The sequence below is a fragment of the Heliobacterium chlorum genome (assembly GCF_014502795.1).
Lineage (GTDB): Bacteria > Bacillota > Desulfitobacteriia > Heliobacteriales > Heliobacteriaceae > Heliobacterium > Heliobacterium chlorum.
Window position 1 is genome coordinate 81,949 of sequence record NZ_JACVHF010000011.1, and the last position, 19,066, is coordinate 101,014.

The 19,066-nt window shown below is 48.0% G+C and carries 16 protein-coding genes; 6 read left to right on the plus strand and 10 right to left on the minus strand.

Annotation, left to right across the window (positions count from 1 at the left end; all coding sequences use genetic code 11):
* Positions 1–150: 150 nt before the first annotated feature.
* Positions 151–2,655, minus strand: coding sequence for a hybrid sensor histidine kinase/response regulator (locus tag H1S01_RS11710; protein ID WP_188040670.1), 2,505 nt, complete (start codon positions 2,653–2,655; stop codon positions 151–153).
* Between the two features lie 273 nt (positions 2,656–2,928).
* Between H1S01_RS11710 and H1S01_RS11715 the strand changes: the two genes are divergently transcribed.
* Together H1S01_RS11715 and H1S01_RS11720 are read left to right on the plus strand one after the other, a co-directional pair.
* Positions 2,929–3,603, plus strand: coding sequence for a 5-bromo-4-chloroindolyl phosphate hydrolysis family protein (locus H1S01_RS11715; protein ID WP_188040671.1), 675 nt, complete (start codon positions 2,929–2,931; stop codon positions 3,601–3,603).
* A 2-nt stretch (positions 3,604–3,605) separates the two neighbouring features.
* Complete coding sequence (locus H1S01_RS11720; protein WP_207732306.1) at positions 3,606–4,787, plus strand: toxic anion resistance protein; 1,182 nt, start codon at positions 3,606–3,608, stop codon at positions 4,785–4,787.
* Between the two features lie 199 nt (positions 4,788–4,986).
* Here H1S01_RS11720 and H1S01_RS11725 read toward each other — a convergent pair whose 3' ends face one another.
* Both H1S01_RS11725 and H1S01_RS11730 read right to left on the minus strand, forming a co-directional pair.
* A complete protein-coding gene (locus H1S01_RS11725; RefSeq protein WP_188040673.1) occupies positions 4,987–8,184 on the minus strand; it encodes an efflux RND transporter permease subunit in 3,198 nt (1,065 codons plus the stop codon).
* A 39-nt stretch (positions 8,185–8,223) separates the two neighbouring features.
* The gene (locus tag H1S01_RS11730) at positions 8,224–9,441 is read right to left on the minus strand and encodes an efflux RND transporter periplasmic adaptor subunit (RefSeq protein WP_188040674.1); all 1,218 of its coding nucleotides are present in this window, start codon (positions 9,439–9,441) and stop codon (positions 8,224–8,226) included.
* Between the two features lie 189 nt (positions 9,442–9,630).
* Here H1S01_RS11730 and H1S01_RS11735 point away from each other — a divergent pair, with 189 nt between their 5' ends.
* Positions 9,631–10,086 (plus strand): MarR family winged helix-turn-helix transcriptional regulator, encoded by a 456-nt coding sequence (locus tag H1S01_RS11735; RefSeq protein ID WP_188040675.1) that lies wholly within the window; start codon positions 9,631–9,633, stop codon positions 10,084–10,086.
* Between the two features lie 206 nt (positions 10,087–10,292).
* Positions 10,293–11,159, plus strand: a complete 867-nt coding sequence (locus H1S01_RS11740) for a polysaccharide deacetylase family protein (protein WP_188040676.1) — start codon at positions 10,293–10,295, stop codon at positions 11,157–11,159.
* A 31-nt stretch (positions 11,160–11,190) separates the two neighbouring features.
* Here H1S01_RS11740 and H1S01_RS11745 read toward each other — a convergent pair whose 3' ends face one another.
* Positions 11,191–11,421: a hypothetical protein gene (locus H1S01_RS11745; protein WP_188040677.1), complete on the minus strand. Its 231-nt coding sequence runs from the start codon at positions 11,419–11,421 to the stop codon at positions 11,191–11,193.
* A gap of 23 nt (positions 11,422–11,444) precedes the next feature.
* Positions 11,445–11,804 carry a hypothetical protein gene (locus H1S01_RS11750; protein ID WP_188040678.1) on the minus strand — a complete coding sequence of 120 codons (360 nt, stop codon included), beginning with the start codon at positions 11,802–11,804 and terminating at the stop codon, positions 11,445–11,447.
* A 155-nt stretch (positions 11,805–11,959) separates the two neighbouring features.
* Here H1S01_RS11750 and H1S01_RS11755 point away from each other — a divergent pair, with 155 nt between their 5' ends.
* Entirely contained in the window at positions 11,960–14,599 is a 2,640-nt protein-coding gene (locus tag H1S01_RS11755; RefSeq protein WP_188040679.1) for a histidine kinase N-terminal 7TM domain-containing protein, read from the plus strand.
* A 24-nt stretch (positions 14,600–14,623) separates the two neighbouring features.
* On the opposite strand, the gene H1S01_RS11760 is transcribed toward H1S01_RS11755, so the two are convergent.
* On the minus strand, positions 14,624–15,388 hold the full coding sequence (locus H1S01_RS11760; protein ID WP_188040680.1) for a sulfite exporter TauE/SafE family protein: 765 nt from the start codon (positions 15,386–15,388) through the stop codon (positions 14,624–14,626).
* Positions 15,389–15,724: 336 nt separating this feature from the next.
* Between H1S01_RS11760 and H1S01_RS11765 the strand changes: the two genes are divergently transcribed.
* A complete protein-coding gene (locus H1S01_RS11765) occupies positions 15,725–16,303 on the plus strand; it encodes a hypothetical protein (protein WP_188040681.1) in 579 nt (192 codons plus the stop codon).
* A 12-nt stretch (positions 16,304–16,315) separates the two neighbouring features.
* On the opposite strand, the gene H1S01_RS11770 is transcribed toward H1S01_RS11765, so the two are convergent.
* The 4 genes from H1S01_RS11770 to H1S01_RS11785 all read right to left on the minus strand — a co-directional run bounded on the left by H1S01_RS11770 (position 16,316) and on the right by H1S01_RS11785 (position 19,065).
* Positions 16,316–16,837: a hypothetical protein gene (locus H1S01_RS11770; RefSeq protein ID WP_188040682.1), complete on the minus strand. Its 522-nt coding sequence runs from the start codon at positions 16,835–16,837 to the stop codon at positions 16,316–16,318.
* Positions 16,838–17,038: 201 nt separating this feature from the next.
* Entirely contained in the window at positions 17,039–17,722 is a 684-nt protein-coding gene (locus tag H1S01_RS11775; protein WP_188040683.1) for a TerC family protein, read from the minus strand.
* 195 nt (positions 17,723–17,917) lie between these two features.
* Positions 17,918–18,817 (minus strand): damage-control phosphatase ARMT1 family protein, encoded by a 900-nt coding sequence (locus H1S01_RS11780; RefSeq protein ID WP_188040684.1) that lies wholly within the window; start codon positions 18,815–18,817, stop codon positions 17,918–17,920.
* Positions 18,818–18,915: 98 nt separating this feature from the next.
* Positions 18,916–19,065, minus strand: a complete 150-nt coding sequence (locus tag H1S01_RS11785) for a hypothetical protein (protein ID WP_188040685.1) — start codon at positions 19,063–19,065, stop codon at positions 18,916–18,918.
* Between the last annotated feature and the right edge of the window lies 1 nt (position 19,066).

Genomic DNA, 19,066 nt, shown 5'->3' on the forward strand with positions numbered 1-19,066 from the left:
ACGATCATATGCCCTTTGGAGAACAGATGAGTGCGGAATCTATTGTCTGCTTACCAACAAGTTAACCTATGTGGTTCTGTTCTCTCTTTACGTTACGATTCTTGTCATATTTTCGTTCCCACGAGTCCCTATGGAAAACTTACCGGTTTGTCATTTATCCGCCTTTTCTGAAGGGAGAAAAGGAATGACTTCCAATAGCAGTTGCTGTCGGCTGACCGGTTTTCGCAAAAATGCTGCACAACCAGCTTGCCTTACATTAGCTTCTTCTTCCTCCAACACAGATGCCGTAAGGACGATGATCGGAATGGCCGATAATTCGTCATCGCTCTTCATGATCTGCAAGACCCCGTAACCGTCCAACAAGGGCATTTTCATATCCAAAATAATTAGATCCGGTCGGATTTTCTCCGCCATGTCGATCGTTTCTCTTCCGTTCGTCGCCTCAAAGCATGTGATTCCATGAGGCTCGAGAAACTCTTTGACGAGAGCGCGGTTTGCCTCTTCATCGTCTGCCACCAATACCGTACTATCAGGGAATCGCCTATGAGCCAGCAAAACATCCTGGGAAACTTTTTCTTTTCCCACTACGGGTGCCTCTTCGATATTGGGCAATCGAACGGTGAAAGTACTTCCCTTTCCGGCCTCGCTATAGAGTGAAATTTGACCGTCCATCATCTCCACGAGCCGACGGGTAATCGTTAAGCCTAGCCCAGTCCCTCCATACCGGTTAGCATCCTGCCCTTTTTGCTGGACAAAAGCCTCAAATATAGCCTGTTGCTGTTCTGCTGCAATACCGATGCCGGAATCTTGAACGGCGATTTGCAAATTCAACTTCGCTGGATCTGCAGCCCCTTCTTCCTCTGACGAAGTAGAGATTTCTTCGATCGGATGAACAGAAACCTTGATGAATCCACAGTGTGTAAACTTTACGGCGTTCCCGATCAGGTTAAAAAGTATCTGACGCAAGCGAACTTCATCGATATTCACCTGTCGGGGAAGTTCCGGCGCAATGTCCAAGATAAACTGCAACCCTTTTCCCTCGACCTGGCTGGCAAAGGCCCGTTTCATCTCTTCAAAAATGGCCTCTAAGCTAGCCGGGCGTAATTGAATCTCCAGCTTGCCCGCCTCTATTTTCGATAAGTCCAGGATGTCGTTAATGATCCGAAGCAGGGTCTCACCGTTTGTAGAAATGTACTCCAGGTACCGCCGTCCCTGATCGTCCTGAACATGTTCGCCCAAGATTTCTGAAAACCCGAGAATAGCGTTCATCGGCGTTCGGATCTCATGGCTCATATTAGCCAGAAACTCAGACTTCGCCTTCGCGGCCAGTTCTTTTTTCTTATTCGCTTCAATGAGCTCAAGATTTTTTTCTTCCAGTTCCCGTGTTCGCTCGGCAACCTTTTGTTCCAAGCTCCCAAACAATTCAGCCTGCTGTCGAGCCATGCTGGTTAAGGATTTACCCAGTGTACCGACCTCATCATCCCGTTCAAAGTCCACATCATGATCCCAGTTTCCTTGGGCATACTCTCCCGCTGCCCGATTCAGCCTCCGGATCGGTTCGACCACCCAATGAGATGTCCAAACACCAACAGCGATGGCCACCATAAGTGCCACCCCAATGAGACCTAACGTCTGTAGCGTATTTTTGTCGATGAGGCCCATAAAGTCTTTTTCTGGAACAACAACGACGATCAGCCAATCGAGTCCATATTCTTCAAAGGGCGTCACTTGTACGTACTCCCGCTCGCCCTTCAGCAAAAAATCTAGCTGTTCCCGGACAGAGATGTTTCGAAAATCACCATAATGGGTTTCTAGAAATCTTGACGCCTCCCGGATCAGGGGAGTCTCCGATTCTGATGCCCGGATGCGCTCCATCTTGCCATCGATAAAGCGAAACGATTTGTCTAATGTCGATGTGGCCACTAGATTCCCTGACCGCTCCACAATGAAGGTCTTGCCCGTCTTCCCAATCTGCAAGCTCTGTAAAAACTGATTGAGTCCCGTCAGTATGTAATCGACACCGAGCACACCGAACAACCGACCAGAACTGTCGTAAACAGGCCTCACCGCTGTAATCGCCAAGTCCTGAAAAACAAAATGGCGGTAAATGTCACTCCAGGCCGGTTGGCCCAGCTTTTCACCGGTAATGTACCAAGGCCGTTTTCGGGGATCAAAATTCCGAAATACTTCTTTTAACTCACCTGCTTCCCCGTAAGAGGTAACGGAAAAATAGTGTGAGTTGTTTCCTGTGGCATCACTAGCCAAAACGAGTTGTATTTCCCCGGTAACGCTCCGGCGTGCACCCATAAACTCCCCTTGCGGGGTACCGATAAAGTTCATGGCAATATCGGGAAACGTCTGTTGCTGTTTATAAAAATATCGTTCCCGTTCGGGCTTATTGTGGATATCCAAGAGGCCCGTTTCAATGGCATTCGCATTTAGCCGGTTGACGATCATGGGAATTTCCATATGGCTTTTCAAATGTTCAAAAATCCGATTGGTTGTCTCTGTGCGCAGTTGCGTCGTCACCTCATAGACAGCCTGTTCGCTGTTTTTAAGGGACAACCAACTGATGAGACCAGCGGCAATAAGCAGTTGTAAGATAAAGGGAATAATGAGAATCGTTCGTAACGGGACTTTCCGAAGTATCTGCATGTTTCTACTTCCCCCTTTACAAGTGCTTACTGCCCCACTATTTCCTTGTTAGCAAGCTATTTCATGAATGACTAATATATCTCCGGTACACCTCATAATTCTGCAAAGGAGTACCTTATTCCTCCATGTGACAAAGAAATGGTTCCATATAATGTGCGGTTCTTTTTTTATAGGGACCCACTTTTGCCTATAATACTTTTTAACGCCTTTGCCTCTTGTTATAATAATCGTAAGATGTCGTAAAATGAAAAATTTTTACAGGAGCGGAGCATCGTGAAAGAAATTGCTATTACCCTTCTGCGGATATTACTTTCCGGTACTCTCGGCGTCACCACTTTCGTTCTCATCTATTTGTTTAACGGCTTTGATCTACTACCGGCCCTCATCACCGGAGGTGCTGCCTATTTCATCTCTTCTTACGCCATAAAGCGTCGCTTCTCGCCCGCCCTCTCGCAAGGATGGCTTGGAGACGCTTCGGAAGGGAGCTTCATCGAGAAGACCCTTAAAGAAGGCCGGCAAAAAGTTGAAACGATCGGTCGCTTGCGCTTTAAGGTCCGTTCTATCCCCATTTGGCTGAAGGTATCCCGGCTGTATAAAATCGCTGAACAGATCCTCGCCATCACCACCAAAGACCCCAAACGCATCAAAAAAGCACAAGCTTTTTTCAACCACTACCTGGACGCTACAATCACCATTTTAGAGAAATACAGCCTGCTCGCGAACCAACCCATCACCAATCATGAAATTCGTGAAGCCGTGGAAAAAACAGAAGCCGTCTTGAATGACCTTCGCGACGCCTACGAAACGGAACTTCGACAAGTCTTGTCCAATGACGTTCTCGATTTAGACGTGGAAATCAATGTGCTAAAGCAGACTTTAGACGCGAAAAGCATCTCCTCAAAACCTTTAGAGCCTTTGAAGACCGATCTAAAAGGAGTGAAAAAGTGACCATGAAGTCCTCTTCCGATCCTTTTTCGATCCCCGGCCCTTTTGAAACTCAAGATTCCCTTGCCTCTTTTCCTTCGACAACGATACCCTCAGTTCCCAACCCGGCCAGTTCGCTGCCGCCGGAAACCCAATTGTCTTCCTTGCCGCCGGAGCAACAACGCAAAGCACAGGCACTGGCCCAGCAGCTTACCCCCGACGATAGCCGCACCTTGTTACAGTTCGGCATGCCCGTGCAGACAGAACTGTCTCGTTTCGCCGACACGATCCTCGATCACGTGCGAGCCAAGGATTCCGGTCCTGTCGGTGAAATTCTGGGAAACCTGATGATTAAATTAAAAGAAGTGGACCCCGAAGAACTGAACGAATCGAAAGGGGGCTTCTTTAACAAACTTTTCGGTTCAGCTAAACGTTCCACTGAGAAGCTCCTCGCCCGTTATCAAACGCTGGGCTATGAAATCGATCAGATCAGCCAGCAGTTGGACAAGACCCGCCTGCAGTTATTGCGGGATGTGACCCTCTTGGAGACCTTGTTCATAAAAAACCGCGAATACTTCGAGGAACTGAATATCTACATCGCTGCGGGCCGATTCAAACTGGAAGAACTGCGTACCCGGTCTATCCCACTGCTGCAGCAAAAAGCAGCCCTCAGTGACAACGCTGCCGTCGTGCAAGAATTGAACGACTATATCCAGTTTGCCGACCGTCTCGAGAAAAAGATCCACGACCTGCTCATCAGCCGTACAGTCACGCTCCAGACAGCGCCTCAGATCCGGTTAATCCAAAACAATGACCATGTGCTCGTCGAAAAAATTCAATCGTCCATCCTAACTACCATTCCCCTCTGGAAAAACCAAGTCGTCCTCACCTTGTCCCTTCATCGCCAGCAGAGCGCCTTAGCCATGCAAAAACAAGTGACCGATACGACGAATGACCTGCTGTTGCGAAACTCAGAGATGCTCAAAACGAACAGCATCGGTGTGGCCCGAGAAAACGAGCGAGCCATCGTCGACGTGGAAACCTTGAAAAAAACTCAGGAAAACTTGATTTACACGTTGGAAGAGACACTAAAAATCCAGCAAGAAGGCCGGACGAAACGGCAAGAAGCGGAAAATGAATTGGCCCGGATGGAACAGGAACTGAAGAACCGGTTGATGACTATCGTCACGTCGGAGACTTATCGGTAACTACCGGGATACCATAGTTAATGAACCTCCGCGACCGTGTTAGCCCATCATGTGCAACCAGGGCTACCTTGAAATACTACCTTGAATAAAAAGGGACGGCGTCTAATTCTAAATAAGACGTCGTCCTTTTACTTTCTATCTACATTTTCATAAACGGTAATTTTGAGTCAAGAATACCTATTACAGAAATTACAGCTTCTTAGGCATTAAAGCCGGCTTTCGCCTCAATTCGTGCCACTTGTTTTCTCAGCCGCTCCATCTTCTTCCGTTTACGCCAGTTGATAAAATCATCGATGAGCGTGTAGAACACAGGGATAACGACGAGCGTAAACACGGTTGATGTGATCAAACCGCCGATGAGGACGACAGCCATACCGGAACGGACTTCCGTTCCTTCCGTCACGGCCGCCGCGACCGGGAGCATACCGAAGATCATGGTGAAGGTTGTCATCATGATCGGGCGCAGACGAGTTTTTCCGGCTTCCACCAAAGCCTCCCGGAGCGGTTTCCCCCGCTCGACGAGCGTATTGGTGTAGTCGATGAGCAAGGTGCCGTTTTTCGCCACCAAGCCGTCCATCATGATGATACCGATGCCTGAGAACAGGTTAATCGTCTTCCCGGTTACGGCCAGAGCGATCAACGCTCCGATCAGACCTAAGGGAAGAGACATCATCCGGATCATGGGTGTTACGTAACTTTCATAGAGAATGGCTAGCACCATGTAGACCAAGGTGATCGAAAGTAGGAAGGCCGAGATTAATTGTACACCCGTCTCTTCCATATCTTGCGTGGAGCCGGCTTGTTTGATGGAATAGCCGGGAGGAAGTTTCAGTTGTTCGAGACGCTTGTTAAGTTCGCTGTTAAAGGCGCTTTGTGCCGTTCCTTTTTTCAGGTTTCCTGATATGGTGATCGTCCGCTGCCGATCGATGCGGTGAATCTCCGTAGGGCCGCTGCCTTTTTTCACGTCGGCAATCAACCCGATCGGGACCAGTTGGCCCGATGAAGTCGTCACGGTGATGCGTTTAAGTTCGTCCACAGAAGCCTTATTGACACCATTCAGGCGGACGAGTACGTCCACATCATCATCACCGGTCCGGTACGCAGTGGCTACGTCACCGTTTAAGGAGGCCCGGAGCGTTCGGGAGATGTCATCGACCGTAAGTCCGTAGGTAGAAGCTCGAGCACGGTCGATAGTAATCTGTACCTCCGGCTGTCCAAAACGGAAGTTAGAATCGACCTCGATAGCTCCCGGTGTCTCTTTGGCGATCGTTTTTACCTGATCGGCCAGGGTCAACAGCCGGTCATAATCGGGACCGGATACTTCCAACTGGATCGCTGTCCCTGGCGGACCGCCGCCCGATTCCGATTCGAGAACCCGAATGTCTCCCTTGGTAAATTTCTTGGCAAAAACGCGAAGCTCATCCCCAATTTGCCACATTGTTCGAGAGCGTTCCGCCTTGGGATAAAGTTGAATACCGATATTCGCTTTGTTGGAGCCCACGGCAGAAGCTCCGCCGCCGCTGGTTCCGATACTGCTCTGGAAGTATTTGATTTCCGGGATTGTTTTTAAGTACGCTTCGATTTCTTTGACGGCCTGATCGGTCGTCGCCACAGGCGTCCCGTTCGCCATTTCCAAGTTGATGGTCAGTTCGCCTTGGTCCGATTTCGGCATAAATTCGAAGCCAACAAGGCCGAGGGGAATCAAGGTGAAACTAGCTATCACGGCGGCGAGGGCGGCAGCGATGACTGTTTTGCGATGCTTCAACGCCCAGGCGAGGGCCTTCATGTAATCGGAACTGGATCGATCGCCCACCCGTTCCGTCAGAGACCAAAAACGGTTGGAAAGAGGTTCGATTTTCCGGAGAACCCATCCTAACATCGAAGCCTGCCGCTTTTTCGCTTTTAGCTGCTTCGTCTCCGGATCTTCTTCCATATAGAAACGAGACGCCAGCATCGGTGTCAATGTAAAGGAAACGAAGAGGGAGAAAAGTGTTGCGATGACGACGGTAAGTCCGAACTGCCGGAAAAACTGGCCTATCATCCCTCCCATGAAGGCGATCGGTGCGAAAACGACTACGTCCGATAAGGTGATGGCGATAGCGGCCATACCGATTTCGGAACGCCCTTCCAACACCGCTTCCACGGTTCCTTTACCCATGTCTCGGTGCCGGTGAATGTTCTCCAAGACGACAATGGAATCGTCAACGAGGATACCGATACAAAGGGCCATACCCATGAGGGACATCATGTTGAACGTAAATCCGGCGAAATACATGCCCATCAAGGTCGAGATCAGCGACGTAGGGATGGCGATGATGACGGTGAGCATGGAACGCCATTCCCTCAAAAATATAAACAGCGCAAAGGCCGTCGTTAAAATACCCTCAAGGATACTCCAGCGGGTCCCGTTCAAAGACAAATGAACATATTGGGAAAAGTCTCGAGCGATATGGACTTCCACATCAGGCGGCAAATCCTTCTCTATCGCCGGCAAGGCTTTTTTCACAGCATCACCGACATCGACGATACTGGCATCGCTCTGTTTAAAGATGGCGACAGCGATCGAGTCCTGTCCATTGAGACGACTGAAGGTGCGCATCTCTTCGTAGTCGTCTTTGACAACGGCGATGTTTTTCAAGGGAATGCTGTGACCGTCAGCCAGAGGAATTTGGATCTCTTCCACTTCCTTGACCGATTTGAACTCACCCATCACGCGGACGTTGTACTCCAGGTCCGGCCGATCTAATCGTCCGCTCGGTTGGTTCAGGTTTTCTTTATCGAGGCGGTTGACCACTGTATTGACGGACAATCCATATCCTTCGAGCTTAGCCTTGTCAATCTGGACTTGGAGTTGCCGCTTCTTCCCGCCAACGAGAGATACATCGGTCACACCGCCGACTTTCAGCAACCGGTCCTTTAGGATGTTGTCGACGAGGTCATAGGTTTCTTCGATGGGGCGAGGGCTGACGACCGATAAGGTGATGACCGGAGCCGAGTTCATGTCCATCTTGACGACGACAGGATCTTTGGCGTCTTCCGGCAACTGCCCTTTGATCGAATCGACCTTTTTCTGGACGTCGATGGCTGCCTGATCAGCGTTGGCTGACAGTTCAAACTCAACGACGACAAATCCAAAACCCTCCGAGGCTTGAGACATGGTCGACTTGATCTTACTGATGGAGGCGACCGATGATTCAATCGGTTTGACGACCTGCTTTTCCACTTCCTCGGCGCCTGCGCCGGGGTAGGAAACGCTGACGGTCACATAGGGGATATTCACGTTTGGATATAAGTCTACGCCAAGCATGCGATAGCTATATAGCCCCAGCACGACGAACATGAGAACGATCATGGTCATGGCGACAGGCCGCTTGACAGCAAATTCGGTCAGGCGCATGGTTCAGGCTCTCCTTTCTTGGTGTAAGTTATGAGTCTGTTACTGCGCCTGTCCACCGGGTGGAGACTGTTCTGCCGGAGCCGGAGCAGTTGCGGTGCTGCCCTGCTCGGCGATAGCTACGCCATCAGTCAACGTTTTCAATCCGGACGTGATGACTTTATCATTTTCGGTGATTCCATCGAGAATCTCTACTAGTTTTCCATCGGTGATGCCCAGATGGACTTTCTTTTCAACAGCTTTGCCGTCCACAGCCAGATAAATCATCGGTGTACCGTTTCGTTCGATGATCGCCTCCGTGGGAACGGTCAACACGTCTGTCTTTTGATTGGTATTCAGTTGGAATTCAGCAAACATGCCCGGTTTCAATATGTAATCATGATTATCGATGCTGATCCAGATGGGATATGTTTTTGCCTTTTCGTCGGCGATGGGACTGATTTTGGTGATGCGGCCTTTGAACGGTTCCGTCCTCGCCGCCGTGATTTTCACTTCTACTTCTTGACCGGTCTTGACGTAGTTGATGTCTGTTTCAGTCAGGTTGGCTTTGACTTCCACAGTGTCGATGTTCACCACAGTAAAGGCAGGATTGGTGTTCGAAACATATTCCCCGGTGTTGGCACTTCGCTCGGCAATGATTCCCGTCACCGGTGAACGCAGAACGGTATCATTCAGCTCAACTTCGATTTGCCGAATTTGAGCTTGACTTTGCTGCATTTGGGCTTGGGCAGAGGCGATACTCGCCTGATCATTGGCGACTTGTTTGTCCGCCTTATCGTAAGCACTTTTGCTGTTTTCAAATTCGGTCTTCGGGGCTGCTCCCGCTTCAAAGAGGGCCTTTTGCCGCTCGTAATTCCGCTGGGCATCGCCGAGAGCGATTTGGTCCATCTCCAATTGGACTTGGGCTCGTTGCAGACTGGCTTCGTTGACGGCGACTCCGGCCCTTGCCGAATCCAACCGGGCTTGAATGTCCCTATTGTCTAGTTCCATAAGCACGTCGCCCGCCCGGACCATCTGGCCCACTTCGCCGTTAATTTGTGCTACTTTTCCTGTCCCCTTGGGCACGAGTTTTAATTCTTCCTTTGCTTCGAGCGTACCGTTGAAAGTCAACCGGTTCGACAGGCTCGCCCGCTGTACCTTCGCTAGGGAAACCGTCTGCGCAGGCGCTTCAGCGGTCGTGGCTTCCGGCTGTTTCCCGCAAGCTGTTCCTGCCGTCAATAAGACGAGCGCCAGCAGCCCGACGCCCATTTCTTTTTTCACAACTTGTTCCTCCTTATTTCTAACTGTTTTCCTGTCTTCCAATGGCTATCTGATATGGGTGGGGCTGTCTAAAGTCTCTGCTATCCCCTCTATTAGGATTGACATCCCCCGCATTCCACCGTAGTATTATTTTAGCAACTAAGATATTTAACTACCAAGACTTTTAAATCGTAAGGGAAGTGGCCGTTAATGTCAAGCGAGACAGTGGACAAAGAGAGCTATTTGGCAAGGATTCAGGCACTCTTAGATGAGTTTTTCTATAACATAAAACAAGCCACCCAGGATGTGGGCGCCGACATTCCCTTAGCGGAAGGACAAATTTTCCTCCTCTACCTGTTGTGGAAGTTTGGTCCTTGTAAATCCACCTATATTGCCGGGCAGTTGGGCATCACCTCGGGCGCCGTGACCGGAATGACAGACAAACTAGCTGGATTAGACCTTCTCACCCGGGAACGTTCCCTCGCTGATCGACGGGTGGTCATGTTATCCCTGACGGAGCAAGGGTTGAGACTAATCGAAAGGGTGAATCATCGACGCTTTGAACGAATTAGCACACAACTGCGTTCATTAAGCCTAGATGATTTGTCGAAAACCGTCGATGTACTAGCAAAAATGAACGGAACGTTAAGAGAAAGGGCTCAGTAAACCTTTTCTTTTTTGACGCTAAAGCAAGTCCATCAAATAGAGACGAAGTCAACGGTCGAAAAGTTACATCTTCGCTCAAGGAAAATGAATCATCTACAACAACCACTTTGATCACCGTAAAGCTAATACCAATCTATGGCTGTTCGAATTCTCTTCCTACCTGCATATTACTTTTTGAAAGAGTATGCTGGGAACGGAGGATTCATTTGAAGATTTATATATTAAAGAAAAAATTACTTCAAAGCAGCCTCTTGATTGTTTTGCTCGCATTCATCGGTTACGCCGGTTTCTCTTTCGCTATGGAACAGTTGGAGCACTATGATTGGTCCTTGGAGGACGTATCTAAGTCTGTGGAGAGCACAGACCCCAACAAAAAATACGGTTGGGGAGTTCTCAAGCCCAAAAATGAAGAGCCTCCCTTCGTCCCTCCATGGTTGCAAGGACTGTTGAAAGAATACGGAGCTATCTATATGGGGGACAGCCGTCGAAAATCAGTGGCTCTTACGTTCGATATGGGCTTTGAACTCGAAGGAGCTACACCTCGCATTTTAGATGTCATGGCGAAGCATAATGTGAAAGGAACATTCTTTTTATGCGGCCATTGGGTCAAAACGCAGCCCGATCTTTTGAAGCGCCTTATCTCGGAAGGGCATACCGTCGGCAACCATACTTGGAACCACCCGAGCTTGCCTGACATCTCCAAAGATAAGTTAACGAAAGAGATCATGGTTCTGAATAAGGATATTGAGCAGGCTTCCGGTTGTAACTACAAGGCCAAGTACCTTCGTCCGCCCAAAGGCGAATTTAGCCGTACCAGCTTAGATGCGACGAAAAATCTCGGCTTTCAATCGGTCTTTTGGAGTATCGCCACCAACGATTGGTCCCCTATGGCGACTTCGAAAAAGGTAAAAGACGATATCTTGAACCAACTCCATCCGGGAGCGATCATTCTTTTACATGGCAACTCTAAAGCCGTCGTAGATTCCTTCGATGACATCATCGCTTCCATAAAAGCAAAAGGGTACACCATCGTATCCCTGGATGAGATCCAAGCATCCGATGGCAACGTCTGATACAAACCTTATATAAAAGCGAAAGCTCGCCTTAGCCGGCGGGCTTTTTATTTTGCTTTGTTTGCTTATAGTAGATCCAAAAGTTCACGGCAGCGATGAGTAACATAAATATACCCATCGTATACCCGTTAATCGCTACTAAGGTCGGTTTTGAGTGGGCGAACCAAAGTTGAGTCAAAAATCGTAAGATAATGGCGATGAGGCCAAATCCGGTGAACACGATGGCATTGCCTAGGTGTTTGTCGATATACTTACCCTTCATGGTTTACTCCTGCGGGATGCCTTTTATACACCCAAGACCTCCACGATAACCTCTAGACCGTACCTGGACAGACCCCATTGCTGACAGATAGCATCGTCAGAATACTTCTGACGCCATCTTGACAGCAGTTGAACTTGTTGACGATAGGGCATCTGATCGAACACTTCGAAAGAGACTAAATCCTCGTAAAGGGAATAAGTGATCAACGGTCCGGGCCGCCGGTAATCGCGCTTCTCTCTCCCGGAAAGTCTGTCTGACGGCATCACCATGCTGCCGACTCGTCCTAGACGCGATGCCCGTCCACGGACACCGGTGGCGGTCGTTTTCTTTTCACGGAGGTCTTGGTAATAGAGTCGTTCGATATCTATTTCGGTCTCAGGCAACGGGAGCCTCCCCCTTTTGTTCGCTTTATCTTATCCGTTCCCATTTTTGACCGTCCATAAACAGAAAAACCTCCATTCCCTTTCGGTGGAGTAAAGGAATTTCTTGCAAAGTGTTCGAACTATGTATGATATATGTAATTGAGGTGGCAATAGCGATGGATATGTTTTCGATTCGTTTTTTCGAAGTCATTGCTTTGATATCCAGCATTAGCATGTTGCTACTGGGACTTTACGCGTACATCTCCTCGCAAAATAACCCTGGCGTCAAAGCCTACGTGGGGTTAACCTTTGCCGCGAGTATCTATTCCTTTGGTTATGCCTTTGAGTTATCGAGCCCGACCCTTGCCGATATAATCTTCTGGCTGAAGATCGAATATATAGCGATACCCTTGATCCCCGTATTATGGTTTTTGATGATTTTATATTATTGCAGACTGGAACGGTATTTAAACAGGAAAACCCTCACCCTGTTATTCACCGTGCCTTTTTTTACATATTTAGTTTTTCACACCAATGACGCCCATCACTGGTTTTATAAAACCTTATCCTTTGACGTCGAAAGCCCTATTCCCGTTTTTAGCGCCGGAAAGGGTTTTTGGTATTGGATTCATATCGCCTATTCGTACCTATGTTTCCTAGCCGGTATCTTCCTCTTAGTTCGGCTGCAGCAGCGAGTCGCCACTCATTACCGCCGAAAAATCACCTTGATGATCATCGGCATCCTTTTGCCCCTTTTCGGAGACTTCCTGTACCTGACCGGATACAGCCCTATGGATCTCGATCTCGCACCAATCCTGATCTGTTTTACAAGCTTAATTCACTCTGTGGTGCTTTTGAACTTTCGATTTTTTGATTTTGTCCCTGTGGCCCGTGAAAAAGTTTTCGAAAGTGTCCAAGACGGTGTCATTATCCTAGATAGAATGGACAGAATTGTCGAATTTAATCCTGCCGCTTCTTCTTTTTTTCCCTTCTTAATTTCATCCTCCATCGGCGTACCCATCAAAGAGGTGCTTTTCGACTATCCCGACCTGCTAGCGCAAATTGAATCGGGGGCTTTGACCACGGATATGAAAATCACCGGCGTTCAAGGCACTCTTTATTATTTCTCTCGCTTGTCTCCGATCATGAGCAAAAAAGGTCCTGTGGGAAAGGTGCTTTTACTGAGCGATATTACGGAAAAACAACGTTCGGAAGCAGAACTTAAAATCGCCAAGAAAAAAGCCGAAGAAGCCAGTCAAGCAAAAAGCGATTTTCTCGCTATGATGAGTCACGAAATTCGTACACCCATGAACGGCATTCTCGGTATGAATAACTTGATGCTCGGTACTTCCTTAAGCAGGGAACAGCGGGAATATGCCGATTCAATCCAAGAATCGGCCGAAATCCTACTTAGTGTGCTGAATGACATCTTAGATTATTCCAAAGTGGAAGCCGGAAAAATGGATTTGGAGTGCATTCACTTTTATTTAGGTTCGACCATTAAAAGCGTGGTCAGACTCTTCGAGAACAGTGCGATGGAAAAAGGTCTCCGTCTATCCCTGTCGATAGCGCCGACTGTAGATAAATCGGTTCAAGGCGATCCGGTTCGCCTGCGTCAAGTGTTGATCAACTTGATCGGCAACGCCGTCAAATTTACCCATCATGGTGAAATTACCATTTCCGTTCACGGCGAATTCCTCGACGACCATCGGATGAACGTCCATTTCGAAGTGACTGATACGGGGATTGGGATTAAAGAAGGTCTCGTTCACTGCCTTTTTTCTCCCTTTGTCCAAGGGGACACTTCTACGGCCCGTAAATTTGGCGGTACTGGGCTCGGTTTAGCCATCTCCAAACAACTGGTCGAACTCATGGGCGGAGAAATCGGGGTCAAAAGTGTACCAGGAAAAGGTTCCACTTTCTGGTTCTCCATCCCCTTTCGGACGATTTCAACGGAAGCTCCTCCCCATATGGATGAGTTTCTGGAATCTAAAATGGCTTCTCAAGAGAAGCCCTATCCGCTTTGGGAAATCGAACAGCCTTTGTTGCTCGTAGAAGATAATCGAGTTAATCAAAAATTAGCGGTTACCTTGTTAAATAAACTCGGTTTTATCGTCCATGTGGCCAACAATGGAACGGAAGCGCTCCATGCCATAACTGAACGAGAATACGCGCTGGTTTTTATGGATTGCCAAATGCCCGAACTGGACGGCTTTGATACGACCCGAATCATTCGCGAGACAGAATCGAAAACTCGCCGGCATCTGCCGATCATCGCCATGACCGCTATGGCGATGCAGGGGGATCGGGAGAGATGCCTCCGTGCCGGAATGGACGATTATATCAGCAAGCCGATCCTTTTGGACCAACTCATCCCCCGCTTAGATCATTGGCTGCCAGCCCAGAGAGCGGCGGGGCGTCCACTTACTTCTGGCGTCCGGGAAGATGACTCCCTCTCCCTTGGTACAGATGATCATGCTTCCGTCATCGATTTGAATGTCTTGAAGGAAATCCTCGATTTGACTGACGATGATCAGCGTATCCTGCATTCCATCATGGATACCTATAAAAAAGAATCGGCAACTCTGATGCAAAACCTGCGTGATGCCGTTCACCGCTTGAATCCGGAGGCCATCGAAAAATCCGGACATGCCCTAAAATCCAGCAGCGCCAGTATCGGCGCGACCGCTTTTTCAAAGCTCTGTGCAAAGATGGAACAACTTGGACGCAAGCATGATTTAAACAATGTTGGGACCTTATTCCATGAGATGGAGAAACAATTTCAAGAAGTCATCACAACGTTGGATCGACTGTAAGATCGTGGTTAATCCAAAGGCCTTCTAGAAGAAATATTTCCAAACTAGAGTGATAAACAATAGTCCAAAAGAGGTCATGAGAAAAGCTCTGACTAGATTCGTTCCTTTTCTTATAGCTAGAGTGCTGCCCAGCAGATTTCCCGCTATGTTCGCGAGCGCCATCGGTAGACCGAGAAGATACAATACCTTCCCTTCCATTAGAAAAACAACCAAAGCCCCAATGTTCGACCCTAAATTGAATACTTTTGCCGTACCCGAAGCCATGACGAGGTCTAATCCAAGCCATATGTAAAAGGCCATGATCAAAAAGCTGCCAGTACCAGGTCCTAAAAATCCGTCATAGAATCCAATCGTAAAGCAAATCAATGGAACCTTCTTCCATAGTTCCTGAGTGGTAAGCTCTTTTTGTTCGCTCCGTACCTTTCGGGGAATTAACGTGATGGCCATGGCGAAGGGCAAAAGAAAGACGATAATTCGCCCTACTTGATCGTTCGGGAAATAGAGGATCGCTTTGGTGCCTAGAAACGCTCCTAGCAAAGTAAACGCGATTCCCACTGCGACGATTCGCCAGTCCACTTTCTTGCTCCGTACGAAATTAACGAGGGCGAAACTTGTACCGAAAGTGGAGGCAAACTTGTTGGTCCCCAGCACCGTCTGAGGAGGAAGTCCGGTAAACAAGAGTGCGGGAAGAAGCAAGAGGCCACCACCGCCGGCGATACTGTCTATGAAACCTGCCACGAAGGAAACTGCGGAAAGAATAACCGCCATCGTCGGTAGATCAAAACTCATACTGTACCTCTTTCATTGAATTACGCCCCTTGCAGGACTTCGCGCATCTATATTTTTGTGAATACTTTTTCAATATCTATCCTCTCTTTCCCTCCGAGCGAAGATTCCGTCAATAGATTTAACCGCCCTTGTTGAACAAGCTGGCCGAAGCTTTTTGACGGTGTTTAAGATTTGTGGTAACATGTATCAAAAGGGGAGTAGCTCGAAACCGATGATCAACAACCGTTCGTGAGAACTGGTCATTCGGAGCCCTTCGCTGAGCAAGACCTTTGTTCTGATATTTCATTAGAGCAAAGGTCTTTTGTTGTCTTTAACGGGTGAAAGGAGGATTCGGCGATGAACGTAACTAACGTAGGAGATTTTTGGACAGCGGTTCACGAACAAAAACCTCTAATCGAAGTGCGGGATCCATCATTGATCCGGAAGATTTTATGGAAGCATTTTTCTTTTCGTTTATTAGGCCTTTCCTTTTTTCTGAGTGCTTTATGCAGTGCTGTTCTCATTCCCTTAGTTGTTTTTCGATATATTCCGAGCGTTCTGGATATTTGGTTTTTTGAGGAATTCATGGATTTTTTAGAGCTTCTTGACTTTGACTTCGAACTAGAAGACCCAGAGAACCTCATTTTTATGCGCAATTTCATCAAGTGCTACCTGATCGTCTTCCTTCAAGGCTTATTGGCCCGTTTCTTCTTTGTTCGAAGTATCAACGGCCAGTATCGTCTCCGTCAAGATCCGGTCACGTTGGTGGTCAGTCACAGCCTATCGCCATACACATCGCGTTTTCTTGGAGTTCGCTTTTCCCCGACTGTATCTTCTGTCTGCCCCGAATGCGGTCAGGAAGGTCTTACTGAGCAGGGAGGGATTATTCGGTGCCCTCATTGCCGTTGGGCTGACTGGAAAAGGAATTTACGCTGAGATTTAGGCCCTTTATTTTCTGCCATAAGCATCAGCCGCTTTTCGGGCGTCCTCCACCGCCGATTCCGGTATCGTTCCATTTTCAGGATTAGCTGACCAAAAAGTATTGGAAACCTCTGCGATCAGGGCCTGTATTTTGTGAAGTTGGTCCGATTGCTCTGTCGTCAACGAGGACGTTGTGCTCACTTCATTGATGATTCGTGCGATGCGAAAGGAACAATCCTGAAAGGAATAGTTTAAATATCGCCAGGTAGACTGGTTTGTTCCATCAAGACGGGAGCGACTTTCCAAAAGCGCTCCCGTCGTTTGCAGATCACGACTGATCAGGCTTAAGGAGAAGAGGCTGGGCGGTTCCGAAAAAATTCTTTGAATATCTTCTCGACCACGATCGAGATAAATTCTCGTCTGTACGGCGTTATCGGACAGTGCCTCTGTTAAACGCTTACTTTGGTTATGGCTCTCGGACCAGAAATAGACGTTCAGTTCTACCGAAATGACGAGCCCGATAATCAGCCAATGGTTGAGCTTTGGCATTTTTCCTCCTGTTGATTCCTTGGATGTTCCGGACGTTCTTGGCTTCGCGATGTACGATGAGACTATTATTTACGAAAAACAGCTGGATCAAAAAAAATCCACAGTGGTTGACCCACTGTGGATTTTAATCTTGTTGTGTATATCAATTCACATAGGAAAGGGAGTCAACTGAACAGTATCAGTAGACTCCCTTATCAGGGCTTACTTGGACAAGGCACCAACGGCATCACGATACTTTTTCCCAATCAGGATGACCATGACGGTGAGTACTGCCGGGATGACAAATTCGGGAATCTGTACGGTTGCCTGAAGACCATGCAAAATCGAAGCAATATACTTGTCTTCCACAATCATCGTTCCCGATGTCCAAGCGAGAATACCGGAACCGACGAAAACCAGCCAGGGGTATTTACGCATGACCGTGGCGAGGAGGGTGCTTCCTGCCATAACGATCGGAATGCTGATACCAAGTCCAATGAACAATAAGACCAAATCACCTTTAGCAGCTCCTGCAATCGCCAGGACGTTATCGGTGCTCATGAGAAGGGCAGCCCAAATAATTGTACCAATCGCTTTTTTCAGATCGGCAGAAGACTCTTGATTCTCGGCATTCTCCTCTTCATTGATGAGCAGCTTGACGGCGATCCAAGCCAATAAGACGCCGCCAACAAATTGGAATAAGGGAATTTGGATCAAAATAGCTGCTACCGAGGTTAACAGCACGAGGAGAACAAAATATCCGCTTGTCCCCCAGAAAATCGCTTTTTTGCGAATAGCCTCAGGTAAGCCCATCGTTGCCATGGCAATGACAACGGCATTATCTCCGCTAAGGAGAAGGTTGATAAAAACAATGTTCAGCAATGTCAAGACTACTTGCCACGTCATTGGCTCACCTCATTTATATAAGTTTTGCAAAGTAGGTTAAAACCCCTCAGCTTGTACTTGTCTATATTAGCGCATGTATTCACATGATGAAACCTTCAAATAGTGGATGATCTGGATATGAAATCTACACATTCAGTAATCGACGTATCTGAAATGCTAAAAGAAAAAGCCCGCCTAGCGGCGAGCACTTTCTTTTTAGTCCCTAATTCTGTTCTTCCTGTACAAATAGTTCCCCTTCGTGATGAAGATGTCCTGTAGATCCGCTTTCAAATGGCGGCTCATGAAGTCACACTTTACCATAAAGATAAAATAGGCTTTCCTTTCATCTTCGGCAGCCGTCTCTATGTTCCCCATGCCCTTGAGGATGATCACATCGCTATCCCTGTAGCGTTGGTTAAATTCAGGGGTGCACTGAGACAACACCGTACCTGGAATCGTAGAACCGCTGGAGATGATTTTCGCATACTGGCCAATCCCGACTTCGTAGGCTTCCTTTTCCGTCACATCATTTAAGATGGGTGCGCTGCGCACAGCGAAAGTGATCTCCACTTGTGGGTAATACCGTCGAATCGTTTCCAACACCAGCTTGTCCAGGACGATTTCTCCGCAGTTGTCTCCGATATAGAGCAACGTCTTTGCCGCAGCCAGTTCCCCTTTTAACCGTTCTAAGTCGGGGTATTCCCGGTTGGTGTTTGCCTTTTCCAAGATGACTTTTCTCGCCATCTGCTTATTCACATCACCTAAAATGCCAAAATCAATAATATTTGCGGCGGCGCTCAGGCAAACTGCCTTTTTGACGGGGTCGTCGCTATCCTCAATTAATCGGCGAAAGTCCTCTTCTAAATGCAGCATTTCCCGATTAAAGAGCTCTTTCTCAGCCGCGTACAAGTCGTCAGTGCCTGTGGCTGCTTTGATCTTTTCATAAAATCCTGCCGTCAAGATGGGCGAGCAGGTATTTTTATGGATCTGACCGTGGAACCCGTTCATCGCGTCGCCGAGAATCCGGTATTGTTCCTGTTCATCGGTGATGAATCTTTGCACCGCATTCGTAAGCTGCTGTACCGTACAGGGGACACAATCAAAATAGAGTCTCATGAGATTCTCCCTTCGAAAAGTTATTGTAGCACATAGTAGATAAAAACAAAAAAGTCGAGCTCTGCATCTTTTCGGAGCAGTAGCCGACTTTTTCCTGCTTATTTATCGTTTCGTCCATTCGTCTTAAACTGTCCACTGATCTCGTTGTGTTCTCGAACCACCACGTATTCGGCTCCATCCCGGTCTATCTGATACTCCGCCGTCGTAGAGCCTGACCCAGAACCGATGCGCACATATTTTTTGGTCACC